25 protein-coding genes are annotated in these 24,609 nt (G+C 54.2%); 6 read left to right on the top strand and 19 right to left on the bottom strand.

The features are described from left to right. Window positions 1-197 precede the first annotated feature (197 nt). From dedD to pdxB, 7 genes are all read right to left on the bottom strand, one after another. Window positions 198-860, bottom strand: a complete 663-nt coding sequence (dedD, locus tag OGW44_RS10630) for a cell division protein DedD (protein ID WP_016153857.1) — start codon at window positions 858-860, stop codon at window positions 198-200. After that, complete coding sequence (gene folC, locus OGW44_RS10625) at window positions 850-2,118, bottom strand: bifunctional tetrahydrofolate synthase/dihydrofolate synthase (protein ID WP_049268955.1); 1,269 nt, start codon at window positions 2,116-2,118, stop codon at window positions 850-852. Before folC ends, dedD begins: the two co-directional genes overlap by 11 nt. Window positions 2,119-2,310: 192 nt before the next feature. Next, window positions 2,311-3,225, bottom strand: a complete 915-nt coding sequence (gene accD, locus OGW44_RS10620; protein WP_016153859.1) for an acetyl-CoA carboxylase, carboxyltransferase subunit beta — start codon at window positions 3,223-3,225, stop codon at window positions 2,311-2,313. Between the two features lie 149 nt (window positions 3,226-3,374). Next, window positions 3,375-4,034 carry a DedA family protein gene (locus OGW44_RS10615; RefSeq protein ID WP_016153860.1) on the bottom strand — a complete coding sequence of 220 codons (660 nt, stop codon included), beginning with the start codon at window positions 4,032-4,034 and terminating at the stop codon, window positions 3,375-3,377. Between the two features lie 24 nt (window positions 4,035-4,058). After that, complete coding sequence (gene truA / locus OGW44_RS10610) at window positions 4,059-4,871, bottom strand: tRNA pseudouridine(38-40) synthase TruA (protein ID WP_016157050.1); 813 nt, start codon at window positions 4,869-4,871, stop codon at window positions 4,059-4,061. Next, the gene (locus OGW44_RS10605; RefSeq protein WP_016157051.1) at window positions 4,871-5,884 is read right to left on the bottom strand and encodes an aspartate-semialdehyde dehydrogenase; all 1,014 of its coding nucleotides are present in this window, start codon (window positions 5,882-5,884) and stop codon (window positions 4,871-4,873) included. Before OGW44_RS10605 ends, truA begins: the two co-directional genes overlap by 1 nt. A gap of 67 nt (window positions 5,885-5,951) precedes the next feature. After that, a complete protein-coding gene (gene pdxB / locus OGW44_RS10600) occupies window positions 5,952-7,088 on the bottom strand; it encodes a 4-phosphoerythronate dehydrogenase PdxB (protein ID WP_016153863.1) in 1,137 nt (378 codons plus the stop codon). 108 nt (window positions 7,089-7,196) lie between these two features. Here pdxB and flk point away from each other — a divergent pair, with 108 nt between their 5' ends. Next, on the top strand, window positions 7,197-8,198 hold the full coding sequence (gene flk, locus OGW44_RS10595) for a flagella biosynthesis regulator Flk (protein ID WP_016153864.1): 1,002 nt from the start codon (window positions 7,197-7,199) through the stop codon (window positions 8,196-8,198). On the opposite strand, the gene OGW44_RS10590 is transcribed toward flk, so the two are convergent. Both OGW44_RS10590 and OGW44_RS10585 read right to left on the bottom strand, forming a co-directional pair. Further along, window positions 8,195-9,373 (bottom strand): MFS transporter, encoded by a 1,179-nt coding sequence (locus tag OGW44_RS10590; RefSeq protein WP_088583049.1) that lies wholly within the window; start codon window positions 9,371-9,373, stop codon window positions 8,195-8,197. The two genes, flk and OGW44_RS10590, sit on opposite strands and share 4 nt — an antisense overlap. A gap of 179 nt (window positions 9,374-9,552) precedes the next feature. Next, on the bottom strand, window positions 9,553-9,930 hold the full coding sequence (locus tag OGW44_RS10585; protein WP_016157053.1) for a MerR family transcriptional regulator: 378 nt from the start codon (window positions 9,928-9,930) through the stop codon (window positions 9,553-9,555). A gap of 173 nt (window positions 9,931-10,103) precedes the next feature. Between OGW44_RS10585 and OGW44_RS10580 the strand changes: the two genes are divergently transcribed. The 3 genes from OGW44_RS10580 to OGW44_RS10570 all read left to right on the top strand — a co-directional run bounded on the left by OGW44_RS10580 (window position 10,104) and on the right by OGW44_RS10570 (window position 11,403). Continuing rightward, window positions 10,104-10,355 (top strand): helix-turn-helix domain-containing protein, encoded by a 252-nt coding sequence (locus OGW44_RS10580; protein WP_016153867.1) that lies wholly within the window; start codon window positions 10,104-10,106, stop codon window positions 10,353-10,355. Window positions 10,356-10,510: 155 nt separating this feature from the next. After that, window positions 10,511-10,879: an NlpC/P60 family protein gene (locus tag OGW44_RS10575; RefSeq protein ID WP_016153868.1), complete on the top strand. Its 369-nt coding sequence runs from the start codon at window positions 10,511-10,513 to the stop codon at window positions 10,877-10,879. After that, on the top strand, window positions 10,879-11,403 hold the full coding sequence (locus OGW44_RS10570; RefSeq protein ID WP_047416323.1) for a YqhG/Tai3 family protein: 525 nt from the start codon (window positions 10,879-10,881) through the stop codon (window positions 11,401-11,403). Before OGW44_RS10575 ends, OGW44_RS10570 begins: the two co-directional genes overlap by 1 nt. Window positions 11,404-11,456: 53 nt before the next feature. Here OGW44_RS10570 and fabB read toward each other — a convergent pair whose 3' ends face one another. Next, window positions 11,457-12,677: a beta-ketoacyl-ACP synthase I gene (gene fabB / locus OGW44_RS10565; protein WP_016157055.1), complete on the bottom strand. Its 1,221-nt coding sequence runs from the start codon at window positions 12,675-12,677 to the stop codon at window positions 11,457-11,459. 159 nt (window positions 12,678-12,836) lie between these two features. Between fabB and mnmC the strand changes: the two genes are divergently transcribed. Continuing rightward, complete coding sequence (gene mnmC, locus OGW44_RS10560) at window positions 12,837-14,837, top strand: bifunctional tRNA (5-methylaminomethyl-2-thiouridine)(34)-methyltransferase MnmC2/FAD-dependent 5-carboxymethylaminomethyl-2-thiouridine(34) oxidoreductase MnmC1 (RefSeq protein ID WP_185654874.1); 2,001 nt, start codon at window positions 12,837-12,839, stop codon at window positions 14,835-14,837. A gap of 103 nt (window positions 14,838-14,940) precedes the next feature. On the opposite strand, the gene OGW44_RS10555 is transcribed toward mnmC, so the two are convergent. From OGW44_RS10555 to prmB, 6 genes are read right to left on the bottom strand one after another with little or no spacing between them, the layout of a single operon-like run. Then, a complete protein-coding gene (locus OGW44_RS10555) occupies window positions 14,941-15,219 on the bottom strand; it encodes a YfcL family protein (protein ID WP_016157057.1) in 279 nt (92 codons plus the stop codon). A gap of 32 nt (window positions 15,220-15,251) precedes the next feature. After that, window positions 15,252-15,800 carry an elongation factor P hydroxylase gene (locus tag OGW44_RS10550; protein WP_016153873.1) on the bottom strand — a complete coding sequence of 183 codons (549 nt, stop codon included), beginning with the start codon at window positions 15,798-15,800 and terminating at the stop codon, window positions 15,252-15,254. Then, window positions 15,800-16,609, bottom strand: a complete 810-nt coding sequence (locus OGW44_RS10545) for a sulfite exporter TauE/SafE family protein (RefSeq protein ID WP_016153874.1) — start codon at window positions 16,607-16,609, stop codon at window positions 15,800-15,802. Before OGW44_RS10545 ends, OGW44_RS10550 begins: the two co-directional genes overlap by 1 nt. Next, a complete protein-coding gene (gene mepA / locus OGW44_RS10540) occupies window positions 16,609-17,433 on the bottom strand; it encodes a penicillin-insensitive murein endopeptidase (protein WP_016153875.1) in 825 nt (274 codons plus the stop codon). The genes OGW44_RS10545 and mepA overlap by 1 nt, the downstream gene beginning before the upstream one ends. Window positions 17,434-17,436: 3 nt before the next feature. Further along, a complete protein-coding gene (gene aroC / locus OGW44_RS10535; RefSeq protein ID WP_003028170.1) occupies window positions 17,437-18,522 on the bottom strand; it encodes a chorismate synthase in 1,086 nt (361 codons plus the stop codon). Between the two features lie 39 nt (window positions 18,523-18,561). Next, complete coding sequence (gene prmB, locus OGW44_RS10530) at window positions 18,562-19,494, bottom strand: 50S ribosomal protein L3 N(5)-glutamine methyltransferase (RefSeq protein ID WP_003028173.1); 933 nt, start codon at window positions 19,492-19,494, stop codon at window positions 18,562-18,564. 166 nt (window positions 19,495-19,660) lie between these two features. On the opposite strand from prmB, the gene smrB reads away from it, so the two are divergent. After that, a complete protein-coding gene (smrB, locus tag OGW44_RS10525) occupies window positions 19,661-20,212 on the top strand; it encodes an endonuclease SmrB (protein WP_016157059.1) in 552 nt (183 codons plus the stop codon). An 80-nt stretch (window positions 20,213-20,292) separates the two neighbouring features. Here smrB and sixA read toward each other — a convergent pair whose 3' ends face one another. From sixA to fadI, 3 genes are all read right to left on the bottom strand, one after another. Next, entirely contained in the window at window positions 20,293-20,778 is a 486-nt protein-coding gene (sixA, locus tag OGW44_RS10520) for a phosphohistidine phosphatase SixA (protein WP_003028179.1), read from the bottom strand. A gap of 208 nt (window positions 20,779-20,986) precedes the next feature. Beyond that, entirely contained in the window at window positions 20,987-23,134 is a 2,148-nt protein-coding gene (gene fadJ, locus OGW44_RS10515; RefSeq protein ID WP_047500864.1) for a fatty acid oxidation complex subunit alpha FadJ, read from the bottom strand. Beyond that, window positions 23,134-24,444 carry an acetyl-CoA C-acyltransferase FadI gene (gene fadI / locus OGW44_RS10510; RefSeq protein ID WP_016153879.1) on the bottom strand — a complete coding sequence of 437 codons (1,311 nt, stop codon included), beginning with the start codon at window positions 24,442-24,444 and terminating at the stop codon, window positions 23,134-23,136. Before fadI ends, fadJ begins: the two co-directional genes overlap by 1 nt. Between the last annotated feature and the right edge of the window lie 165 nt (window positions 24,445-24,609).

Here is a 24,609-nt window from a genome sequence, read left to right as displayed (position 1 = left end):
GTCGTCCTGTTCGGGGCGCATTCTAACAGAAAAAGAAAACGTTTGCGTAGGGATTTCCTTTCCACGCGTAAATAAAAATGGCGCTGAAAAAATCTTCAACGCCATACCGTTTTATGCCTCTTCGGGCACTGCCGGATAGCGGTAAAAACGCCCTATCCGGCCTGAATTAAGAGCAGCGCCGTGAACAGCGCAATCCCTTAATTAGGGGTGTACCCCATCACTACGCCACTCAGACCGGAGATCTTCTGCAGCTCGCCCAGCGAGTTCTTCAGCTTATCTTTGGAGGCGTCAGGTCCTACGAGAATACGGGTTATTTTACCCTGCACCGGCGTTGACGGGGAAGTATATACCCGGAAGCCCGCGCCACGAAGTTTACCCACGATCTCATTGACCTTATCCGCATTTTTCAGCGCACCGAGCTGTACAACGTACGCTTTGCCGGTTGGAGCTGGCGGTTCCACCGCGGCCGGTTTCGGCGCTGGAGCCGGTGCTGGCGTCGGAGCGACGGCAACCGGCTGCGGCTTCGGTTTGGGTTTCGGCTGTTCAACAGGCGCGGGGACAGGATCTAACTCCGCGCTGTTTGCCGTCGTCAAACGTGACGGATCCAACGATGGCGCGGCAGCATCGCCCGCGCGCACCTCTTCTGCCGCCCCTTCCGGCGGCTGCGTCGGCAGCGCCTGCGTGGCTGCAGGCATCATGTCTGGTTCATCGCGATCGCCGGGTTTCGGCACCAGCGGGATCGCCGCAAACTCATCCTGATAATGCTTTTTCTGCCCGTCAAGCAGCCCGGGGAGCACAATCACCCCCAGCGCGACCAGCACAATTGTGCCGACTAATCGATTCTGAAACTTACTCGCCACCGCTTCTCCCCACGTCTATCACTTCCATGACATGTGCGACAGTGTGAAACGATCCACACACCAACACGGTATCTTCTGACTTCGCCTCAGCTAGCGCCGCAGACCATGCCTGCGCCACGCTGTCATAGGCGTAGCCTTTGCCCAGATGCTCCAGCAGTTGTTCTGCAGTAGCACCACGCGGCCCTTCCAGGGGCGCACAGTACCAGGCGTCAACCACGCTTTTTAACCAAGCTAACGTACCGGCAATATCTTTATCATGTAGCATACCGATAACCGCAAGTACACGCCCGCTTTTCACTAATTTTTTCAGACGGCCGGTCAGATACTCCGCCGCATGCGGGTTATGGGCAACATCAAAAATCACCCGCGGCGACTCGCTCACAATCTGGAAGCGCCCCGGTAAAATCGCCTGTTCAATACCGTCACGAATGGCCTGCTCGCTGACGTTAAGCCCGCTTGCGCGCAGTGCTGCCAGTGCGGTAGCGGCGTTAGGTTGTGGGACCTGCGGCAACGGCAGGTGCGCCAACGTGCCGTGACTGTCCGTAAAGGACCAGTCGTTCTCCGTGACCGCATAGCGCCAGTCCACGCCGCAGCGTTGCAAAATCGCCCCGCTCTCTTGTGCAACATCGGCGATGGTGTAAGGCATTTCCGGTTCACCGACGATAGCCGGTTTCTCTGCACGGAAAATTCCCGCCTTCTCACGACCAATGCTTTCGCGATCCGGGCCCAGCCAGTCAGTATGGTCAAGCGCAATGCTGGTGACCACCGCAACATCGGCATCCACGATATTGGTCGCGTCAAGGCGACCGCCTAACCCAACTTCCAGGATGACGACATCCAGTTGGGCCTGTTTAAACAGCCAGAGTGCCGATAACGTGCCGTATTCAAAGTAAGTCAGGGAAATGTCGCCACGCGCGTCTTCAATCTCAGCAAACGAGGCGGTATGCGCTGATTCCGGCAGTTCACGTCCCTGCACGCGTACGCGTTCCGTGTAGCGCACCAGATGCGGCGAACTGTAAACGCCAACTTTATAACCTGCTGCGGTCAGCACAGATTCCAGCGTACGGCAGGTTGTGCCTTTCCCGTTGGTTCCCGCGACCGTAAAAACAAATGGCGCGGGTTTCAACACACCCAGTTTGCGCGCCACCTGACTTACGCGTTCCAGGCCGAGATCGATGGTTTTACTGTGCAGGTTTTCCAGATAAGAAAGCCACGATGCCAGGGGCGACGCGGCTTGAGGAATACGTTTATTGTCCATGATGGCTGTAGATTCTTTACGTTGAGAAAAGCAAAAGGGCAGCACCAACCGGCCTGCCCTTTTTTACACGTTGTTTTTCACGTTGCAGATGCGTTGGCTGTGCTCGCTCACCCGAATCACTTACCTGTGTAAGCTCATCGGGATCAACTCTCTTATCGCCTGCCTGCAACCCGAAACCCATAGAGTAAACTATCAGGCCTCTGATTCCTGATCGGGAACCGGAGGTACCACCTCGCCTTCACGCGGCTCATCCGGATTCGGCGTAGGAAGATTCATCAGCTTCGCCAGAATGCTTGCCAGTTTCAGGCGCATTTCCGGACGGCGGACGATCATATCGATAGCGCCTTTTTCAATCAGGAACTCGCTACGCTGGAATCCCGGCGGCAGTTTCTCTCGTACGGTTTGCTCGATAACACGCGGACCAGCAAAGCCGATCAGTGCTTTCGGTTCTGCAATGTTGAGATCGCCCAGCATCGCGAAGCTAGCAGAAACACCGCCCATTGTTGGGTCGGTCAGTACAGAAATATACGGTAAACCGCGTTCCTGCATTTTCGCCAGCGCAGCAGAGGTTTTCGCCATCTGCATCAGAGACATCAGCGCTTCCTGCATACGCGCCCCGCCAGAAGCGGAGAAGCAGATCAGCGGACAGTTATCTTCCAGCGCCTGCTCAACGGCACGGACAAAACGCGCGCCGACCACAGAGCCCATGGAGCCGCCCATAAACGCGAACTCGAATGCAGCAGCAACGACCGGCATACCGTGCAGCGTGCCTTTCATTACCACCAGCGCATCTTTCTCGCCAGTTTCTTTCTGCGCAGAAGCCAGTCTGTCTTTGTACTTTTTGGAGTCACGAAACTTCAGCACATCTTTCGGCTCAAGCTCGCTACCCAGTTCCACAAGAGAACCTTCATCTAACAGGCTATGCAGGCGATTGCGCGCCGACATGCGCATATGATGGTCACACTTCGGACAGACCTCAAGATTACGTTCCAGCTCAGCACGGTATAAAACCTGACCGCAGCTATCACACTTGGTCCACACCCCTTCAGGAATGCTTGCCTTGCGGGTGGGAGTAATGTTGCTTTTAATTCGTTCAATCCAGCTCATTGGTGACCTTTCTGCCTGAACCCTAGTCAGCTTTGTTATAAGGGGCGCATAATGCCATTTTTGCCCCTAACAGACCATGAATGTTGCACATTAAAACATAACAGCCCGAAACTTTGGATAAAAAAGTGGTCGAACCGCTGAGTTACTTTCTATTTTGCAGCCCGTGACGCAGCGCGTTTATGGCGAATCACTTCAATTATGCCCGGCAATACGGAAAGGACGATGATCGCCACAATCAGTAATTTCAGGTTTTCCTGAACGATCGGCAGATCGCCGAACAGATAGCCTGCATAGGTGAACAGCAATACCCACAGCAGCGCGCCTGCGACGTTATACATCGCAAAATGACGGTAGGACATGTGTCCCATACCGGCAACAAACGGTGCAAATGTACGCACGATAGGCACGAAACGCGCGAGGATAATCGTTTTGCCGCCATGACGCTCGTAGAACGCATGGGTTTTATCCAGGTAACTGCGACGGAAAATTTTAGAGTTCGGGTTACTGAAGAGTTTTTCACCGAACAAACGACCAATCGTGTAGTTCACCGCATCGCCGATAATCGCCGCCACAATCATCAACATCACCATCAGATGAACATTGAGATCGTTAGTTGGCAGCGCAGAAAGCGCGCCAGCGACAAACAGCAGCGAGTCTCCCGGCAGGAACGGCGTCACCACCAGCCCGGTTTCGCAGAACAGGATCAGAAACAGAATCGCGTATACCCAGATACCGTATTCCGCAACCAGCTCCGCCAGATGCACATCAATGTGCAGGATAAAATCGATAAGAAAGTAAATCAGGTCCATAGTTTTGCCTTTATACGACTCAAATTAGTCCGCCAGAAATAGCGGGCCCATAGGCGGTTTTGGCAGGTCGAACCGTTCCGGGTAATCTACTGCAACCAGATACAGTCCTTCCGCTTTCGCCGTTGCCGCTGCCAGCGTTCTGTCCTTCGCCGCTAGCAGTTCTGCTATCCAGCTCTCCGGCTGGTTGTTGGCGCCTACTTCCATCAGGCTGCCGACAATATTCCTGACCATATGATGTACAAAGGCATTCGCTTTAATATCCACCACCACATATGCACCAAAACGTTCAACGTTAATGTGCATCACGTTACGCCACGGTGTGCGCGACTGACACTGCACCGCCCGAAACGAAGTAAAATCATTTTCGCCAATCAAACACTGGGCCGCACGATGCATACGCTCAGCGTCCAGCGGTTCATAGTAATGGGTTACCCCTTTACCTAAAACCGCAGGGCGCAACCGATGATTGTAGATGATGTAGCGATAACGGCGAGCCGTGGCGCTAAATCGGGCATGGAAATCATCGGGTACAGCTTTCACCCAGCGCACAGCGATGTCACCAGGTAAATTCGCATTTACCCCCAGTGTCCAGGCTGCATCTTTACGCTGGGCAGTCGTTTCAAAGTGCACGACCTGCCCTGTGCCATGAACGCCCGCATCCGTGCGTCCCGCACAAAAGACAGTGATGCGTTCATTCGCCACCTGAGAGAGCGCTTTTTCCAGTTTTTCCTGAACGCTACGCACTTCGTTCTGGCGCTGCCAGCCATAATATTTGCTGCCGTCATACTCAATGCCCAGCGCAATTTTATGGGTTGACGGCTGTTGCAGGTCAGACATTAGTACAGGTACTCCTGCACCAGTTTTTCCGCAATTTTCACCGCCATCAACGCACCGCCAAAGCGTACGTTGTCTGCCACAGACCAGAACTGAACCTGTTCCGGCATCCCATAATCGTTATGCACACAGCCAACTGAAAGGTGCGGAGTACCTGACGCATCGCCAACCTGCGTCGGGATATAGGTCTCTTCTGACAACACTACGTCCTCACCGCGTGAAAACGCATCACGTGCTTCTTCCGCCGCCAACGGACGCAGAGCTTCAAAATTCACCATCTGCGCGTGGCCATAAAATACCGGCGACTGCACGATGCTGGCGGAGATAAGTAGCCCGTCGTCCTGCATAATTTTGCGCACTTCATCGACGATACGGCGCTCTTCGCGCACGCTACCTTCGCGATCCGGCAGCAGCGGCAGCATGTTGAACGCCAGCTGACGGCCAAAGAAATCGTCATCGTCAATCGGGATGCCGTTCAGTAGTTTCGCGCTCTGTCCGGCAAGCGCATCTACGGCTTTTTTACCGTGAGCGGAAGCGGAAATAATATTGGTCACCGTAATACGTGACAGCCCGCCATCATCAATTAGCGGCTTCAGCGCAGACAGCAGTTGGCTGGTCAGGCTGGAAGGAACCGCAATCACATTGCGGTTGCGGTAATCCGCCAGTACGAACGGGTTAACGTCCGGAACCACCAGCGGAACGTCCGGCTCAAGCGCGAACAGGCCACTGCTGTCGATAACCAGGCAACCGGCATTGGTCGCTTCTTCCACCCATGCGGCGGTGGCTTCAGCGCCCGCAACAAAAAATGCCAGTTGCGCCTGCGTCCAGTCAAAGTCTACAACGTCCTGAACAAGGACCGATTTACCGTTAAAACGCAGATGCTCACCTGCGCTTTCATTACGCGCCAGCGCATAAATTTCACCGACCGGGAACTGGCGTTCAGCCAGCGTATCGAGCAGGGCTTCGCCTACGGCGCCCGTTGCGCCCAGAATGGCAATATTCCAGCCTTCAGACATGGTGATTTACTCCAGAAATACGTAAGCGTCCCTGTCGCATTATTCGACAGGGAGCATTAAGAAGACATTAATGTGCCGGGTGATAAACAGCGTTAAAACCCAGCTTACACAGCAAGGCAGCAGCCGTTGCGTCGTCACACATGACGTATAAAGACGACCATTCACGGCGCTCAAGATAATTTTTACGCAGCTTATCAAACTCACCCGGAATTCCAGCGACTTTACGCAGCGGCGCATCATCGCGGCGCACATCATACACTAAATGCACCAGCCTTTTCAGCGTTGGCTGATCTAACGGGCCATGCAGAGTGATACGACCAAATTCCGGCGCAGGTAACAGGGTATTGAGCGCAACGTGTTGTTCGCGACCAATAAACTTGCTAAAGGCCTCAAAGACCTGCGTGGTGCCGCGCGCTTTTCCTTCCAGGGTATACCCGGCAATGTGCGCCGTGCCGATATCGGCTTTCTCCAGCAATGCCACATTGAGATCCGGCTCCCCTTCCCAGACATCCAGCACGACGCTCAGCGACTGCCCGGCATTCAATCGGTTCAGCAATGCCGTATTGTCGATGACCGGCCCGCGGCAGGCGTTGATCACAATGGTGCCCGGCTTCAGCCGGCTAATCAGCGCATCATCTGCCAGGTGCAGCGTTTTGTACGGTCCGTCTTTAAACAGCGGCGTATGGAAAGTCAACACATCGGCTTGCTCTACCAGTTCGTCGAGCGAGCGGAAATCTCCCTCGTCACCGCGATCGGCTCGCGGCGGATCGCACAGCAGCGTGCGGATCCCCAGTGCTTCCAGACGTGCCTGCAAACGGCCGCCCACATTGCCCACGCCTACGATGCCTACAGTACGATCGCGTAACGCAAACCCGTCGCGCTCCGCCAGCATCAGCAACGCTGAAAAAACATATTCTACGACCGCAATCGCGTTACAGCCGGGCGCTGCGGAAAAGCCGATCTTCGACTGCGCAAGCCAGGCTTCATCCACATGGTCCGTGCCTGCGGTTGCCGTGCCGACAAATTGAACCGGTTTTCCGCTAAGCAGTGATTCATTTACTTTCGTCACCGAGCGCACCATTAAGGCATCCGCATCATCCAGTTCGGCAACGGGAATCGGGCGACCGGGAACCGCTTTGACCTCCCCCAAACGACTGAACAGTTCGCGGGCATAGGGCATATTTTCATCAACGAGGATTTTCACGTCTTTCGCACCTGTTTGAGAACGAGAGTTAACCGGGCAAGTGTGCCATAATCTCGCCGCCAGGCATACTGCGAGACCTGGTCAGCACAGATTTAAGGAACAGAGATGATGCAGCCCATTTCAGGTACACCCGCACGCCCTCCCGGCGAAGGCCAAAATGCCCCTTCTGCTGCGGGTGAACAACCGTTATCCACACAACAACGTACCGTGCTGGAACGACTGATTACCCGTCTGATTTCACTCACCCAACAGCAAAGCGCCGAGGTGTGGGCCGGAATGAAGCACGATCTGGGCGTCAAAAGTGATACACCGCTGCAATCACGTCACTTTCCTGCCGCGGAGCAAAACCTGAATCAGCGGCTGGGTGTTGCTCAGCAAAATCATGCTAATCGTCAGGTTCTCTCACAGCTCACTGAATTACTGAGTCAGGGAAATAACCGCCAGGCGGTAAGTGATTTTATCCGTCAGCAGTATGGGCAAACGGCGCTCAGCCAGCTCACGCCTGAGCAGTTGAAGAACGTGCTCACGCTGCTGCAACAAGGGCAGCTTTCTATACCGCAACCGCAACAGCGCCCGGCCACCGATCGTCCGTTATTACCCGCAGAGCACAATACGCTGAACCAGTTGGTTACCAAACTGGCGGCGGCCACGGGAGAGTCAGGTAAGATGATCTGGCAGTCAATGTTAGAGCTGTCTGGCGTAAAAAGCGGTGAGCTGATCCCCGCCAAACAGTTTACTCATCTGGTCACCTGGCTGCAGGCGCGCCAGACGCTCAGCCTGCAAAGCGCCCCGACGCTACAAACGCTCCAGGCGGCCCTGAAGCTGCCATTAGAGCCGAATGAGCTGACGGCAATAAAAGAGTACGCGCAGCAGACGTATCAGATCCAACCACAAACGATTCTGACCACGGTGCAGGTGCAGGACTTGCTGAATCAAATCTTCCTGCGCCGCGTAGAACGGGAACGCGAGCTAAACGATCCGCGCCATCTTCAGCCTATTTACAGCCCGTTCGCGCCGATGATTGAAACGGTTAAATCTCTGTCGGCACGACCGGGATTGCTGTTTGTCGCGTTAATGATCGCATTAGCCATTTTCTGGCTGGTCGCTTAACCTTTGCTCAGCGTAAGCAGCGTCACGACAATCCCCACCACGGCGGATATCGCTCCGGCAAGGAATACCGAGGGATAACCGTACGCGGTGGCCAGCACCCCGGCGACCGGGCCGCTTATGCCGTAGGAGATATCCTGAAACGCGGCGTAACCGCCCAGCGCCGTACCGCGAACCTGCGCGGGCACTCGCTTCACAACCTCTACGCCCAATGCCGGGAAGATAAGCGAACATCCTGCCCCGGTTAATGCCGCCCCGAGCAGCGCAATCCATGCTGATGGGGCCTGCCACAGCAGAATCAGCCCCGCGGTTTCAACCAGTAAGGAGACAACGGCTACCTTCACGCCTCCGAACCGATCCGGCATCCAGCCAAACAGAATGCGCATCAGCACAAACGCCCCACCAAACGCGGTCAGGGTGAACCCCGCCATCGTCCAGCCGTTGCTGACAAAATAGAGTGAAATAAACGTACCGATCACCGCAAAACCAACGCCCTGCAGCGCCAGGCCCAGGCCCGGTTTCCAGATAAGCCCTACCACGCTCCATAAAGAAGGGCGTTCTCCTGCATGAGCAGGCACTTTGCGAACGGTGCCGTTGAATGCCCATGCCAGCAGCGGTAATACCATTGTCGTTCCCGCCAGCGCCGCGAAGCCAAAGTGGCTATGGATTAGCAAGCCCAGCGGCGCACCGGCGGCCAGCGCACCGTAAATAGCCATCCCGTTCCACGACATCACCTTACCCGAGCGTGTTGGACCGACCAGCCCAAGCCCCCAGGTCAGCGTTCCGGTGAGCAGTTGGCTTTCGCCAAAACCGAGGATCAAACGCCCGACGATTAACAATGCAAATTTTACAGGGACAGAGACAGGCAATAGCGCGGCTAACAACCACGCCGCACCCGCCAACCCACAGGCAAACATCCCCTGTAGCGCCGAACGTTTGGCGCCATATTGATCGGCTAAGCGCCCGGCGTAGCCGCGCGTTAATACCGTTGCCAGAAACTGTACGCCTACGGCGATACCAACCATGGTGTTGCCATAGCCCAGCTCCTGATGCACAAACAGAGGAATAACGGGCAAAGGTAGGCCGACCGTCATATAGGTCAGGAAAACTGCAAAAGCGATACGAAACAGCGAAAAGTTCGCCGAAGGTGTTTTTTCTTGTTGGGTTACAGCTGTCATGCGTTACTCCAAAATGCAGAGTAAGGCGAGGAATGTCCACGCCCCCTCTACCTGACTTTCAGGATTAAGGTGCGTTGGATAACGTTAAACGCTTACGCATTATCAGATAGATAATGTTGAGTGCGAAGTCTGCCTGTGAGCCACTAAATTTGTCAACCCTGAAATCTCACCAGGTCGGTTCACGGTAAAGACGACTTTTCGTCGAATAAAAAAGGAAATACCGCATCAATTCCTTTTGTGCCAAACAGTCCGGTCACCTGCTTGCGCTGCCCCGGCGTCAGCAGTCTGAACATCATATCCCAGATCTCTTTCGGTTCCGCTTCCTGTACGGAACGGCTCTCTAAGGCCAGCACCTTTTCAGTTTCTTTCAGGTAAGGACGGAGATACAAAGGGAAAATGGAGATATGAAACTCCTCAGCCTTTGATTTAACACGTTTGCGCTTCACGCCCTCTTTGCCTTCACTGTACATGTTTAAACGGGAACGAACCGCAGGCGCGCTTCCTGGAAACCCCGGTAATTCAAGACATTCCTTTACCGTGAACCACTCTTTTGCCATTAGTTTCTTTCCTTTCTGCCTGTGGAATAAAAAATATTTTTTCTTTTGCGCGAAATTTCAGTTTTATTCTGGCAATATTCCAGTGACCAAAAAGAAAGTTACATTCTTTTGTTTCTCTGGTTTATACCCTGAAAAATATCGGCGCCGATAACACATTTCCTTAGGATTACAGAATGGAACACAAAAGCCAAGACTGGCATCGTGCAGATATTAAAAGTGCACTGGAAAAAAAAGGAATCACGCTCAGAGATCTTTCTCGTGCGGCTGGATTATCGCCCGATTCACTGCGCAATGTATTTACCCGAAGCTGGCCCAGAGCGGAGCAGATCATTGCGCAGGCGCTCGAAACCTCGCCAGACGTGATTTGGCCGTCACGCTATCCACGCCAGCAGCCAGAGGATAAAACAAGTAATACTGAATATTAAATAGATCACTCGTAATTTATCGAGCATATAAATTAATAAATATCCCAGCTTAATATATTGAGAATATTAATAGCACTATTTGCCATTTCCAATTGCGTAAATACTGTTAAAGCATCACGTAATTGCTATTACGTATGTTATTAACAGGAGTCGTTATGAGTTGGGATAAAAAGGTGGCGGTCAATTACGCCAAATCGCACGCGAGTTCACATTCACAAGGGCGCTGTGCGGAATATACCCGCAAAGCTGTTCAGGCAGGCGGCGTTACTCTTGGGCGCACTTACCATGCCAAAGATTATGGTCCGATGCTGAAAAACGCCGGTTTCAGCGCCATTGGCGCGCTTGAAGAGCCGCGCGAAGGGGATGTCATCATCATTCAACCTTATGCTAATGGAAACCCGAGCGGTCACATGGCGATATATGACGGTCATGACTGGTATTCCGACTTCAAACAGCGAGACATGTGGGCCGGTCCGGGTTATCGGACCGCAAAGCCGTCATACACCATTTACAGGAAGAAGTAATGAAAGCCTTTCCACTGATTGTTCTCATCCTGTTGATTTGTGGCTGTACCCCTTCTCACCGTGACAGCACGCAGGATGTGAAACAGTTCTATCTTTCGTGGATGAAGAACTACACTCAGGATCCGGATGCGCCCCGCGAAACATCAGCATTACTGCAACGCTATGTCGCCAAAGAGGTTATCGGGCGTCTGGCGCTAATTGATACGCTTTATGAGCAGGAGATCGTGCAAGCGGACTACTTTATGTATGTGCAGGATTACGCACCGGCATGGATCCCGCTGTTGCGGGTTGGACAGGCGCAGCCATTCCTCGGCGGTGAAAAACTGAACCTGCAGTTAGGCACTGAGTCAGCCCCTATTCAACTGGAGGTATATACCCGTTGGGAGGAAGAACGGTGGAAAATTTATCGTGTCCGGGACGCGGGTCGTCATTACGAGCAGCCCATTTACAATGCCGGAGAGATTACGCGAGCCAGAGCATGGTCTGCTGAGATCGCGCCGGAATACGAAAAAATGCCGAATTAAACACAGTAAAAAGGGAGCCTGTTGGCTCCCTTTTTTCGTATTCAAGCTGAGACTTACGCCTTCAGCTTACGCATAACCAGCGTAGCGTTGGTGCCGCCAAAGCCGAAGCTGTTGGACATCACGGTGGTCAGCGCCTGCTCGGTCGGTTTGGTCACGATGTTCAGACCTGCCGCCTGCTCATCCAGCTCTTCAATGTTGATGCTTGGCGCGATAAAGCCATGTTCCAGCATCAGCAGAGAGTAGATAGCTTCCTGCACGCCAGCCGCGCCCAGTGAGTGACCGGTCATCGCTTTGGTTGCGGAGATTGCCGGGCTGTTGTTGCCAAACACTTCGCGGATTGCGCCCAGTTCTTTCACGTCACCAACCGGAGTCGAGGTACCGTGAGAGTTCAGGTAGTCGATCGGCGTGTCTACACCGTGCATCGCCATCTGCATGCAACGTACTGCGCCTTCGCCAGACGGAGCAACCATGTCTGCGCCATCGGACGTTGCGCCGTAACCGACGATTTCCGCATAGATGTGCGCGCCACGTGCCAGAGCGTGCTCCAGTTCTTCAACCACGACCATACCGCCGCCGCCAGCAATAACGAAACCGTCGCGGTTTGCGTCATAGGTACGGGAAGCTTTTGACGGATCGTCGTTGTATTTGGTAGACAGCGCGCCCATTGCATCGAATTCACACGCCATTTCCCAGCACAGCTCTTCGCCGCCGCCAGCAAAAACGATGTCCTGTTTGCCCAGCTGAATTTGTTCTACCGCGTTGCCGATGCAGTGCGCAGATGTCGCACAGGCAGAACTGATGGAGTAGTTTACGCCGTGGATTTTGAACGGCGTTGCGAGGCAGGCAGAAACGCCGGACGCCATCGCTTTGGTGACCACATACGGGCCAACCGCTTTCAGACCACGTGGGCTACGCATTGCGTCAGCGCCGAACACCTGAAAACGTGGGGAGCCGCCGCCGGAACCTGCAATCAGGCCAACGCGCGGGTTGTTCTGGTAATCTTCTGCAGCAAGGCCGGCATCAGCCACTGCCTGCTCCATCGATAGGAATGCATAGATGGATGCGTCGCTCATGAAGCGCACTACTTTGCGGTCAATGAGGCCAGTGGTATCCAGTTTTACGTTGCCCCAAACGTGGCTACGCATGCCGGAGTCCTTCAGCTCCTGAGAGAAAGTGATCCCTGAACGTCCTTCACGCAGAGATGCCAGGACTTCCTGCTGGTTATTACCGATGCTGGAAACGATGCCCAAGCCAGTAATCACTGCACGTTTCATTCAATACCTCTGTAAGTCGCACTATTTTAAAGTTTCGAGTGGCACAATAGCGTACACTTGTACGCCGAACAAGTCCGATCAGCCATTTTATGTGGAAATTTGCGCAGCCAGGCACTCATCGCTAAGATCGGGGCACAGCCTGTCAGACGAGTAACTTACGTGAAACAATACGCTATACAACCTGCCAACCTTGAATTCAACGCTGAGGGTACACCTGTTTCCCGAGATTTTGACGATGTCTATTTTTCTAATGATAACGGGCTGGAAGAGACACGTTACGTCTTTCTCGGCGGTAACCATCTCGCACAACGATTCCCTGCGCATTCACGTCCCCTCTTCGTGGTGGCAGAAAGTGGGTTTGGCACTGGACTTAACTTCCTCACGCTCTGGCAGGCATTTGCCGATTTTCGCGATACCCACCCTGAAGCTACCCTGGAAAGATTACATTTCATCAGCTTTGAAAAATATCCGCTGACGCGTGAAGATCTCACCTTAGCCCACCAGCACTGGCCAGAACTTGCCCCGTGGGCCACGGCACTGCAAGAACAATGGCCGCTGCCGCTGGCGGGATGTCATCGCCTGCTGCTTGATGATGGGCGCGTCACGCTGGATCTGTGGTTTGGCGATATTAACGAACTGACCAGTACGCTTGATGACTCTCTGAATCAAAAGGTGGACGCCTGGTTCCTGGACGGTTTCGCACCGGCAAAAAACCCGGATATGTGGACGCCAACGCTGTTTAACGCGATGGCCCGACTGGCTCGTCCCGGCGGGACGCTGGCAACTTTTACATCGGCAGGCTTTGTACGTCGGGGGTTGCAGGAAGCCGGGTTTACAATGCAAAAATGCAAAGGCTTTGGGCGCAAACGCGAAATGCTCTGTGGCGTGATGGAACAGACTCAGGCGCTCACGTCCTCGGCGCCATGGTTTGCGCGTACGGGAACAGATAAGCGCGAAGCCGCCATTATTGGTGGAGGAATTGCCAGCGCATTGCTGTCACTGGCGTTATTGCGCCGCGGCTGGCAGGTCACGCTGTATTGCGCCGACGATAAACCTGCCGGGGGCGCCTCCGGTAATCGCCAGGGGGCGCTCTACCCCCTACTTAGCAAACATGACGCGGCCATTAATCTCTTTTTCCCCACTGCGTTTACCTTCGCCCGTCGACTGTATGACGCCCTCCCCGTTGAGTTCGCGCATGACTGGTGCGGCGTGACGCAACTCGCGTGGGATGAGAAAAGCCAGCAAAAAATCACCCAGATGCTGTCCCTTGAACTGCCCGCTGCGCTCGCCGTCGGGGTTGACGCACAGCAGGTTTTACATACAACAGGTGTGGAAACCGGATGCGGCGGGATTCAGTATCCGGCCGGAGGATGGCTGTACCCGGCGCAGTTAACCGCCGCGGTACTGGACTATGCAACAACCCTGGGATTACGCACCCGCTACCAACATACGCTGGCCTCACTGACTCGCCAAACAGCAAGCTGGCAATTGCAGTTTTCCAGTGGAGAAACCGCCTCTCACGCAGCAGTCGTTCTGGCTAACGGCCATCTCATTAGCCGCTTTGAGCAAACGCAGCCGCTACCGGTGTACTCCGTGGGCGGTCAGGTGAGTCAAATTCCCACCACACCTGCACTTTCAGCGTTACGTCAGGTGCTGTGCTATGACGGCTACCTCACGCCGCACAACCCGCAAAATCAGCAGCACTGCATTGGCGCCAGCTATCATCGAGGGAGTGAAGAGACAGCGTATCGCGAGGACGATCAGCAACAAAACCGTCAACGCTTAATCGACTGCTTCCCGAACGCTGTGTGGGCAAAAGAGGTAGACGTTAGTGACAATGCCGCCCGCTGCGGGGTGCGCTGCGCCACGCGCGATCACATGCCAATGGTCGGCAACGTCGCGGACTATGACGCCACGCTCAGCCAGTACACCACTCTTGCTGCAGACAAAGAGCACGCCGTAAGCGCGCCGGTTTATTCCGATTTATTTATGCTGGGTGCGCTGGGATCGCGCGGGCTGTGTACTGCCCCGCTGTGTGCAGAAATTCTGGCTTCGCAAATGAGCAATGAACCGATTCCCATGGATGCCAGCACGCTGGCGGCGCTAAATCCAAATCGTTTGTGGGTCAGGAAGTTATTGAAGGGTAAAGCGGTGAAATAAAAGAATGGCCTGATGACGCTACGCTGATCAGGCCTACAAACACCCCAACAAGGTAGGCCGGATAAGACATCAGAGCGTCGCCATCCGGCACAATTTACCGCAATTATTGTGCAGTAGCCTTCTGGAACAGAGTGTCCCACATTTCTTTCACTAACGCCTGGTCACGCGGCGATAGTTCGCCTGCGCTGATGGCTTTTTCCAGGCTGCTGGTCACATTGGCGTACAATGCCTCAGCGGAATGGTCCTCGCCAGCGTCCAGTTCGGCCACGGCCAGCGTCAGGTGTCCACGCAAATAGCCACTGGCAAACAACTCATCATCGCTGGCGTGCTCTACCATATCGTCGATTAATGCCAGAATGCGTGATTCAAACTCCGCGATCATCTTCTTTCCTCATTGTAAACGTGGCAGCAACTTCAGTTGAGCGCCTCGGGCCACGGGAATTGTTCCGCCTTAAGTTCAGGCGTGTGATAATAATTCTGTAACGCGTTAATGAAGCGCGCCGGACGTTCAGGGATCCCCTTTTCCAGGTACTCCATCACCTGAGCATGAACACGGCGCTGGAATACCACGCGATCCGGTTCAAAGTCCCCTTCAAGGTTGTCGCAACTGACGTTAAACGGGTAGCCCGCCGCCATGCAAAACAGCCAGTCAAACGCCTGCGGCTTCACTTCCACGTCTTCAAACTGGCATTGCGTCTTCGCGTCGCGTCCGTCCGGACAGTACCAGTAACCGAAGTCGACCAGTTCACGCCGCGCCTTACCGGCGATGCACCAGTGTGAAATTTCGTGTAACGCGCTGGCGTAATAACCATGCGCAAAAACGATACGGTGATACGGTAATTCCGCATCCGCAGGAAGATAGATCGGTTCGTCATCGCCTTTAATCAGACGGGTATTAAATTCATCGGCAAAGCAGCCGTTAAAAATCTCAATTAACTGTTCGTAGTGATGGGTATTATTCATTAGTTCATCCCCAGCCAGTGGAGAATCTCCTGTCCATGATTATCATAAAGTAGCTTGGCGCTCATCACGGCGGAGACAATGACGATCATTGGCCGAATGAGTTTTTGTCCTTTACTGAGCACCAGCCGTGAGCCCATCCGTGCGCCAATAAACTGGCCAATGAGCATCACAAATCCGGTCGCCCAAATCACTTTGCCGCCGAGGGCAAACAGCAACAGCCCGCCGATATTCGATGTGGCATTTAATACTTTGGCGTGGGCCGTCGATTTCGCCAGGTTGTAGCCGCACAGCATGACAAAAGCCAGCGCGTAGAACGACCCCGCAGCCGGACCAAAAAAGCCATCGTAAAAGCCGACGCAGCCCCCGGCCACCAGCGCGAAAGGCAACCCATGCAACCGACGCTGTCGGTCCTCTTCCCCCACTTTCGGCATCAACAGAAAGTAAAGGCCAATACAGATAACCAGAACCGGCAGGATCTGGCGCAGAATATCTGACTGCACGTGCTGAACCAACAGCGCGCCGCTCATTGAGCCGATAAAAGTCATGAAGATATTGAGCTTCTGATCCGCCAGATTAACCACGCCCCGGCGAATAAAATAGAGGGAGGAAGAGATAGATCCTCCACAGGCCTGTAGCTTATTGGTGGCCAGCGCTTGCGCGGGTGGCATCCCGGCCGCCATCAATGCCGGGATAGTGAGTAAACCACCGCCTCCGGCCAGAGAATCAATAAAACCTGCCAGCATCGCCACGAAAAAAAGCACACCTAACAGCAGTGGCGACACCATAAACAGAGAGGCAAAATGATCCATTAGAGTACATGCTCGTCCAGTAGCGCCTGGCAGGAAGGCGGCAACGGCGGCGGTGTCTTCTTCTCAGGCTTGGTGGTTCCAGGTTTCGGAGGTTCGAACCAGCTTTGCAGCTCCGCGCCGCAGCCGTCACCCGGTGGTGGTAACGGTTGATCTTCGCACTCAAGACTGTCGGCAGGACAACGCAACCGTACGTGCATATGCGCACGATGCTGGAACCATGGCCGCACTTTACGCAACCAGTCCCTGTCGGTCCCTGCATCCAGACAAAGTTGCTGCTTAATCGCCGGATTCACGAAAATACGCGTGACTTCATTATCTTTTGCCGCCAGCCTGATCAGGCTGAAAATCTCCGGCTTCCAGAGTGACGGCACGACACGTTTGCCATCCTGTGAGACCAGATCTAACGCCTGCGGCCGCAGCAGTTGCGACTGGGTCCAGCGGGTTTTCGGCAATTGCAGGAAAATATCTACATCCAGTCCCGTCTGGTGGCTGGCGTGACCGCCATTGAATCGCCCACCGGCCGGCATGCCCATATCGCCGATTAACACCGTACCCAGCCCCAGATTGTTGGCCTGATTACTCAGACGCTGGATAAACATCACCAGATCCGGATGGCCAAAGTAACGGCGCTGATCGGTGCGCATCACCTGATAGTGTTCTGACTGTACAGGCAGCGTATCTGCGCCAACAATACAGCCATTGGAGAACGCGCCGATAGACTGCGCGCTGCCTGCAACCGGATGGGTAATTTTCTGCCAGGGCGTCGCCGCCAGACAGGCGGTGCTGGCAAACAGAGCCAGCGCCGCAAGTGCCGTTTTTTTCATCTCTTACCAGCGTGGAATATCGGTCTTCACGTCCGCATTTTGCGCCCGCTGACGCAGCAGGTGATCCATCAACACGATCGCCAGCATCGCTTCGGCGATTGGCACGGCGCGGATCCCAACACACGGATCGTGACGACCTTTGGTGATCATTTCGACTTCTTCACCAAAGCGATTAATAGTGCGCCCTGGAACGGTAATACTCGAGGTCGGTTTCAGCGCCATATGAGCAATGATTTGTTGCCCACTGCTGATCCCACCAAGAATGCCGCCCGCATGATTACTCTGGAAACCTTCTTTGGTGATTTCATCACGGTTCTGGCTGCCGCGCAGTGCAACAACGTCAAAACCGTCGCCAATCTCAACACCTTTAACGGCGTTAATGCTCATCAGCGCGTGAGCGATATCAGCATCCAGGCGGTCAAATACAGGTTCGCCGAGACCCGCTGGTACGCCGCTTGCAACCACGGTCACCTTCGCCCCGATGGAGTCGCCCTCTTTCTTCAGCCCACGCATCAGTTCGTCCAGCGCCTCGAGTTTATCCGGATCTGGACAAAAGAACGGGTTAAGCTCCACCTGGGACCAGTCTTTGATCTCCAGCGGAATATCACCCATCTGCGTCAGACAGCCGCGAATTTCAACGCCGAATTTTTCCGCCAGATATTTTTTGGCAATCGCTCCGGCCGCAACGCGCATCGCCGTTTCACGTGCGGATGAGCGTCCGCCGCCACGGTAGTCACGCAGGCCATACTTCTGCTCATAGGTATAGTCGGCGTGTCCTGGACGAAAAACGTCCTTAATCGCACCGTAATCCTGTGAACGCTGATCGGTATTTTCGATCAACAGGCCAATGCTGGTGCCGGTGGTAACGCCCTCGAACACGCCGGAGAGGATTTTCACCTGATCCGGCTCACGACGCTGCGTAGTGTAGCGCGATGTGCCCGGACGGCGTCTGTCGAGATCGTGCTGCAGGTCAGCTTCTGTCAGAGAAATGCCCGGCGGAACACCATCGACAATACAACCGAGCGCCAGCCCGTGTGATTCACCGAAAGTGGTTACGCGAAAGAGTTGCCCAATTGTGTTTCCTGCCATCACGGCTCCGTTATGAGTGTTGTGTATGTGCGCGTGTATTTAGTCTTTATAAATGCTGAAGTGCTCGCGAGCAGCAACTAACTGCTCTTTGGTCAGCATGAATACACCGTCACCGCCGTTGTCGAACTCCAGCCAGGTGAACGGTACATCCGGGTATTGCTCTATCAGATGTACCATGCTGTTTCCGACTTCACAAATCAGAATACCGTTATCTGACAGGTAGTCCGGAGCGTTACCCAGAATGCGACGGGTAAGTTTTAGTCCATCGCTGCCGGACGCCAGACCCAGCTCAGGTTCATGACGATATTCGTTTGGCAGATCGGACATATCTTCCGCATCGACATACGGCGGATTGGTCACAATCAGGTCATACTGGACTTTCAGCAGATCGCGGAACAGATCGGAACGGATCGGCGTAACATGATGGATCAGGCCGTGCTCTTCAATATTGTGTTCGGTCACCGCCAGCGCGTCGGTGGAAATATCCACCGCATCCACTTCGGCCTCCGGGAAAGCATAGGCGCAGGCAATGGCAATACAGCCGCTGCCGGTACACATATCCAGGATATGCTGCGGCTGCTCATTAATAAGGCCCGCAAAGCGGTTATTAATAAGCTCGCCAATCGGCGAACGTGGTACCAACACGCGCTCATCAACATAAAACTCATGCCCGCAGAACCAGGCTTTGTTGGTCAAATAAGCGACCGGAATGCGCTCGTTGACGCGGCGAATCACGCGTTCAACAATGCGATGGCGCTCGCTGGAAGTCAGACGCGCGGTACGCATATCTTCTGGAATATCCAGCGGCAGATAAAGTGACGGCAGCACCAGTTGTACGGCCTCGTCCCATGGGTTATCCGTGCCATGGCCATACCAGATGTTCGCCGCGCTAAAACGGCTGACCGCCCAACGCAACATGTCCTGAATGGTATGCAGTTCACTCACTGCTTCATCGACGAAAATTTTATCCACGTATTCCTCCAGGGCATGCTCGTATTAATTTCGGCGGCTAGTTTGCCACGAAGACGGCGATAAATCAGCATTCACACAGGGCCTGAGCGCGAAAATTGCGTTTTAAGCGATCGGATGCCCGCCGAGTCGGGTTAAACTAACGAAAAATAAAAGATGAGACTCTCGAATGAAAAAGAAAACATCGCTCAGCGAGGAGGATCAGACGCTGTTTCGCCAGCTGATGACCGGCACGCGTAAAATTAAACAGGACACCATTGTTCACCGACCGCTACGTAAAAAAATTACCGAGGTTCCGGTTAAAAGGCTGCTGCAGGAACAAGCTGATGCCAGTCACTATTTCTCGGACGAGTTTCAGCCGCTGCTAAATACGGACGGCCCGGTAAGATATCTGCGTGCCGACGTCAGCCATTTCGAACTGAAGAAAATGCGCCGTGGCGATTACTCCCCGGAGCTGTTTCTCGATCTGCACGGGCTGACCCAGCAGCAGGCCAAACAGGAGTTAGGCGCGCTGATTGCCGCCTGTCGTCGTGAGCATGTGTTTTGCGCCTGCGTGATGCATGGCCACGGAAAACATATTCTTAAGCAGCAAACACCGCTCTGGTTGGCGCAGCATCCGCACGTGATGGCCTTTCATCAAGCGCCAAAAGAGTACGGTGGCGACGCCGCGCTGCTGCTGCTGATTGAAGTGGAAGAGTGGCAACCACCCGAACTTCCCTGATGCAGAAAAACAGAAAGAGCCGCTTTTGCGGCTCTTTGATTTTCCGGATGACGGCTGTGCCTTATCCGATTCCAGGCTTTTTAAATCGCTTTTGCCATTTTCAGGTTACACGGGCTCATCTGCCAGTTAAAAGTACCCTTCCCGCTCTCATCAAGCGTTACGCTGGCAATCGCTGATGTGGTAAACATCGGCGGTGTTTCGCCTGGGCAAAGTTCAGACACCAGATACCCCACTAAAGGTAAGTGAGAGATGACCAGCGCCGTGGCGATACCTTCATTGGCCAGAGCCTGTAAATAGGCGCTGACCAGACCGACATCGCCGCAGGGGGTCAGCTCCGGCAAAACATCCACACCGGTTGGCAGGTTCATACACTCCCCCACCACATCCAGCGTTTGTTCGGCTCGTAGGAACGGGCTCACCAGAACACGTTCGATATCCACTTTTTGACCTTTCAGCCAGTTCGCCATCAGGCGAGATTCGTCACAACCACAGGAGGTTAAGGGACGAACCGAATCACTGGCGGCATCGAGGGCTGCGTCGCCGTGACGCATGATAAAAACTTGCATATTGCACCGCTTTTGTTAACCAGAATCACCGACACCTTTATCCACAGCCCCTATTGACCGTGGTAACGATGTGGTGGCCGGCATTGTGCCTTATCCATTCACCGAATGAAACGCTGTTTTTTACCTCAACGGCGTAAGTATAGTCAATCTCTGTTTACATTTTGAGCGCGACCCATACATTCAGTGCGGATTCATCCTACCTTTGACCTCATGAATTCAGGTCAGTTTCCCCATTACTCCAGAATCTTTCACCGCGTTCCGCCATCTGCAATAACTGCTCACACGGCGTAAACCGCGAGCCGTATTGCGTGGTCAGTCGTTGCAGAGCAGCAACCACTTCACCCGCGCCGAGCGAATCCATATACCGGAACGGGCCGCCGAGGAAGGGCGGAAAACCAATACCAAATACAGCGCCGATATCGCCATCACGCGCGCTGCGGATAATCTTCTCATCGAAACAGCGTGCTGCTTCATTGAGCATTAACATGACGCACCGCTCGGCGATCTGCGCGGCGGTGAGTCGGCCCTGCCCCTGGACGCCAATAAGCGTATAAATTGCAGGGTCGACCTGTTTTTTGCTTTTACGCCCTTTCGCTCCATAAAGATAGAAACCCCGACCATTTTTTCTACCTTTGCGATCGTCATTCAAAATTGAAGCAACAACATTTGCAGGCGCGCTAAAACGTTCTCCATATGCAGCCTCAAGCACTGGTATAATTTTAGTGCCCGTATCAATTCCGACCTCATCCAAAAGTTGGATTGGCCCGACCGGAAAACCAAACTTAACCAGCGCGGCGTCAATGGCTTCAACCCGCTCGCCTTCGGTCAGCATACGAATAGCTTCGTTAATGTATGGCGCTAAAATGCGGTTAACATAAAATCCGGCCTTATCTCTGACCACTATCGGCGTTTTGCCCTGCTTTTTCGCCAGTTTAACGGTTGTGGCAATTGTCTGCTCAGAGGTCGTGGCATGCGGGATAACCTCGACCAGCGGCATTTTTTCCACCGGGCTAAAGAAGTGCAAACCAATTACTTGTTGAGGCCTGGCAGCGTTCGCCGCAATATCGCCAATCGGCAAAGATGAGGTGTTAGAGGCAAAAATGGTATGAGATGCGCAATTTTGCTCAACTTCTGCCACCATCTGTTGTTTTAACGCCAGATCTTCAAATACGGCTTCAATAACCAGGTCGCGATGAGCGAAGCCACGGTAATCGGTTGATCCCGAAATCAGCGCCAGCTGTTTATCACGCTCGCTGGCTTTGATATGACGGCGGCGAACCTTCGTTTCAAGCTGATCCCAGCTGTACTTCAGCGCGTGGTTGATTCCCTTGGCATTTATATCTTTGATACGCACTGGCAAGCCGCCTTTACAGGCCGTCACATAGGCAATACCGCCCCCCATCAGACCGCCGCCCAAAATGCCTACACTGTTTAGCGGGCCGGGCTTCACATCACTTCCGGGATCCTTTTTCACGTCGGTGTTGGCAAAAAAGATGTGCCGCAGCGCCTGAGACTGAGATGTCATCGCCAGTTCGCCAAACGCGCGGGCTTCGGCGTCGTAACCGCTGCTGCTGCCTTGCGCCAGGCCGGTTTCGATGACCTCAAGGATACGTTCTGTTGCAGGGTAGTTGCCCTGCGTTTTTTGCGCCGTCTTTTTACTGGCCATGCGGAATAACAGCGCCCGCCCCAGCGGCCCCGCTAGCACACGCTCTCGCACCGGCAGAGTTCGGTGTGCGGGACTGTCCTTTTTGGCCAGTTCTACGGCCGCTTCCAGCAAAATGGTATGCGGTACAACTTCATCCACTAAACCCACTTTCAGCGCCTGTTTTGCGCGTAGTTGTTTTCCGGTGAGGATCATATCCAGCGCGGTACTGACGCCAATCAGACGGGGCAACCGCTGGGTACCGCCAGAGCCGGGCAGCAGACCAAGCTGCACTTCCGGTAAACCCAGTACGGTTTTAGCATCATCGGTACAAATACGATTGTGGCACGCCAGCGCCATCTCCAGGCCACCGCCGAGACAGGCGCCATGAATTGCGGCGATAACGGGGATCGGCAAGGCATTAATTTCCGCCATAATCTGCTGCCCCTGGCGTGCCAGCGTTTCAGCTTCCTGCGCGCTGCGACAGCGACCAATCATGTTGATATCCGCCCCGGCAATGAAGTTATCGGGTTTCGCCGAAATGAACACCACGCCGCGTAATGCTTTGTTATCGCGAATTTGTTTCAGAATGACCCGAACCTGGGAGGCAAATTCCGCCTTCAGGGTATTCATTTTCTCTCCGGGCACATCAATGGTGACAACAGCGACGTTATCCAGACGTACGTTTAGCGTAAAAGCCGATGTCATTTCCATTATTCCGCCTCCAGAACCATTGCCGCACCCAGACCACCTGCTGCACAGGCTGTCACTAAACCAAAACCACCACCACGACGTCGTAACTCATGGAGGGTTTGGGTTATCATGCGAGCACCGGTGGCGGCGAAGGGGTGTCCATAGGCAATCGATCCGCCCAGCACGTTAAATTTACTGTCATCAACCTCGCCCGTGGCATGCGCCCTGCCGAGCACTTCGCGGGCAAAACGTTCGCTACCCAGCAGTTGAAGATTCGCCAGCGTTTGTGCGGCAAATGCTTCATGCATATCGATCAGGGTTAAATCAGCCATGGTCAGACCCGCTCTCTCCAGGGCAAGCGGCGTTGACCACGCCGGCCCCAACAGCATGTCCTGCCAGACATCGATGGCGGTAAAGGCAAAACTACGCAGGTATCCCAGCGGCACCAGCCCCAACTCTTTCGCACGCGATTCCGTCATCATAATCACGGCGGCTGCGCCGTCCGTTAGCGGGGTACTGTTCGCCGCGGTAACGGTGCCGTGCTTTCGGTCAAAGGCCGGACGCAGTTTGGCGTAATCGGCCAGCGTAGAGTTGCCGCGAATATTGTTATCTTCTGAAAAAGGATCTTTGAAAGGTGGCGCGTAGGTGGTCATCACCTCATCTGCCAGTTTGCCTTCAGACCACGCCTGAGCGGCGCGCTGATGAGAACGGTGCGCCAGGGCATCCTGTTGCTCTCGCGTAATCCCATAAGTTTTGGCCATTTGCTCGGCCGTATCCCCCATGCGTAAACCGGTGGAATACTCGGCGACGGCTGGCGGTACGGGCATCAGGTCACGTAAGCGCAGTCGGGAGAAAAGTTTAAGACGCTGACCGGTGGTCCGGGCCTTATTGACATCCACCAGCACCCGAGCCAGCTTTTTGCTAACGCCAATAGGCAGAACTGACGAGGAGTCCGCACCGCCGGCAATTCCTGCACGAATAGTCCCCGCCATCAGGCTTTCCGCGACATTCGCCACCGCCTGGAAGCTGGTGGCGCAGGCTCTGCTTACGCTGTAGGCATCGGTGTGCACATTCATCCCGGTTCCCAGCACGATTTCACGAGCAATATTTGGGGCTTCGGGCATTTGCACCACCTGGCCAAAGACCAGTTGCTCAATCACATCAGCAGAAATTTCGCTGCGCGCCAGCAGCTCGCCAACGACCATTTTCCCCAAATCTACGGCGGGAATGCCATGAAACGCGGTTGCCTGGCGGGCAAATGGCGTACGCAATCCGCTTACGATGGCGATGCGATCGCCCTGGCGGGTAACCAGCGGTAAAGCCTGACTCATAACACTCCCCTGTAAAAAATAAAAATAAGTGGTCTGACCTGATCACAGTCTTAACCAATTTTTTACATTTAGCCAAGCAGGGAGAAAAGAAAGTGGGAGCTAAGACACAGTGAATAATCACTGACAGTGACGAAAAAGCCCTTGCTACCGGGTAACAAGGGCTTT

The organism is Citrobacter sp. Cb023, assembly GCF_030336805.1.
In the GTDB taxonomy this organism is placed as follows: Bacteria; Pseudomonadota; Gammaproteobacteria; order Enterobacterales; family Enterobacteriaceae; genus Citrobacter; species Citrobacter braakii.
This window is presented reverse-complemented; position numbering and strand designations above follow the sequence as displayed.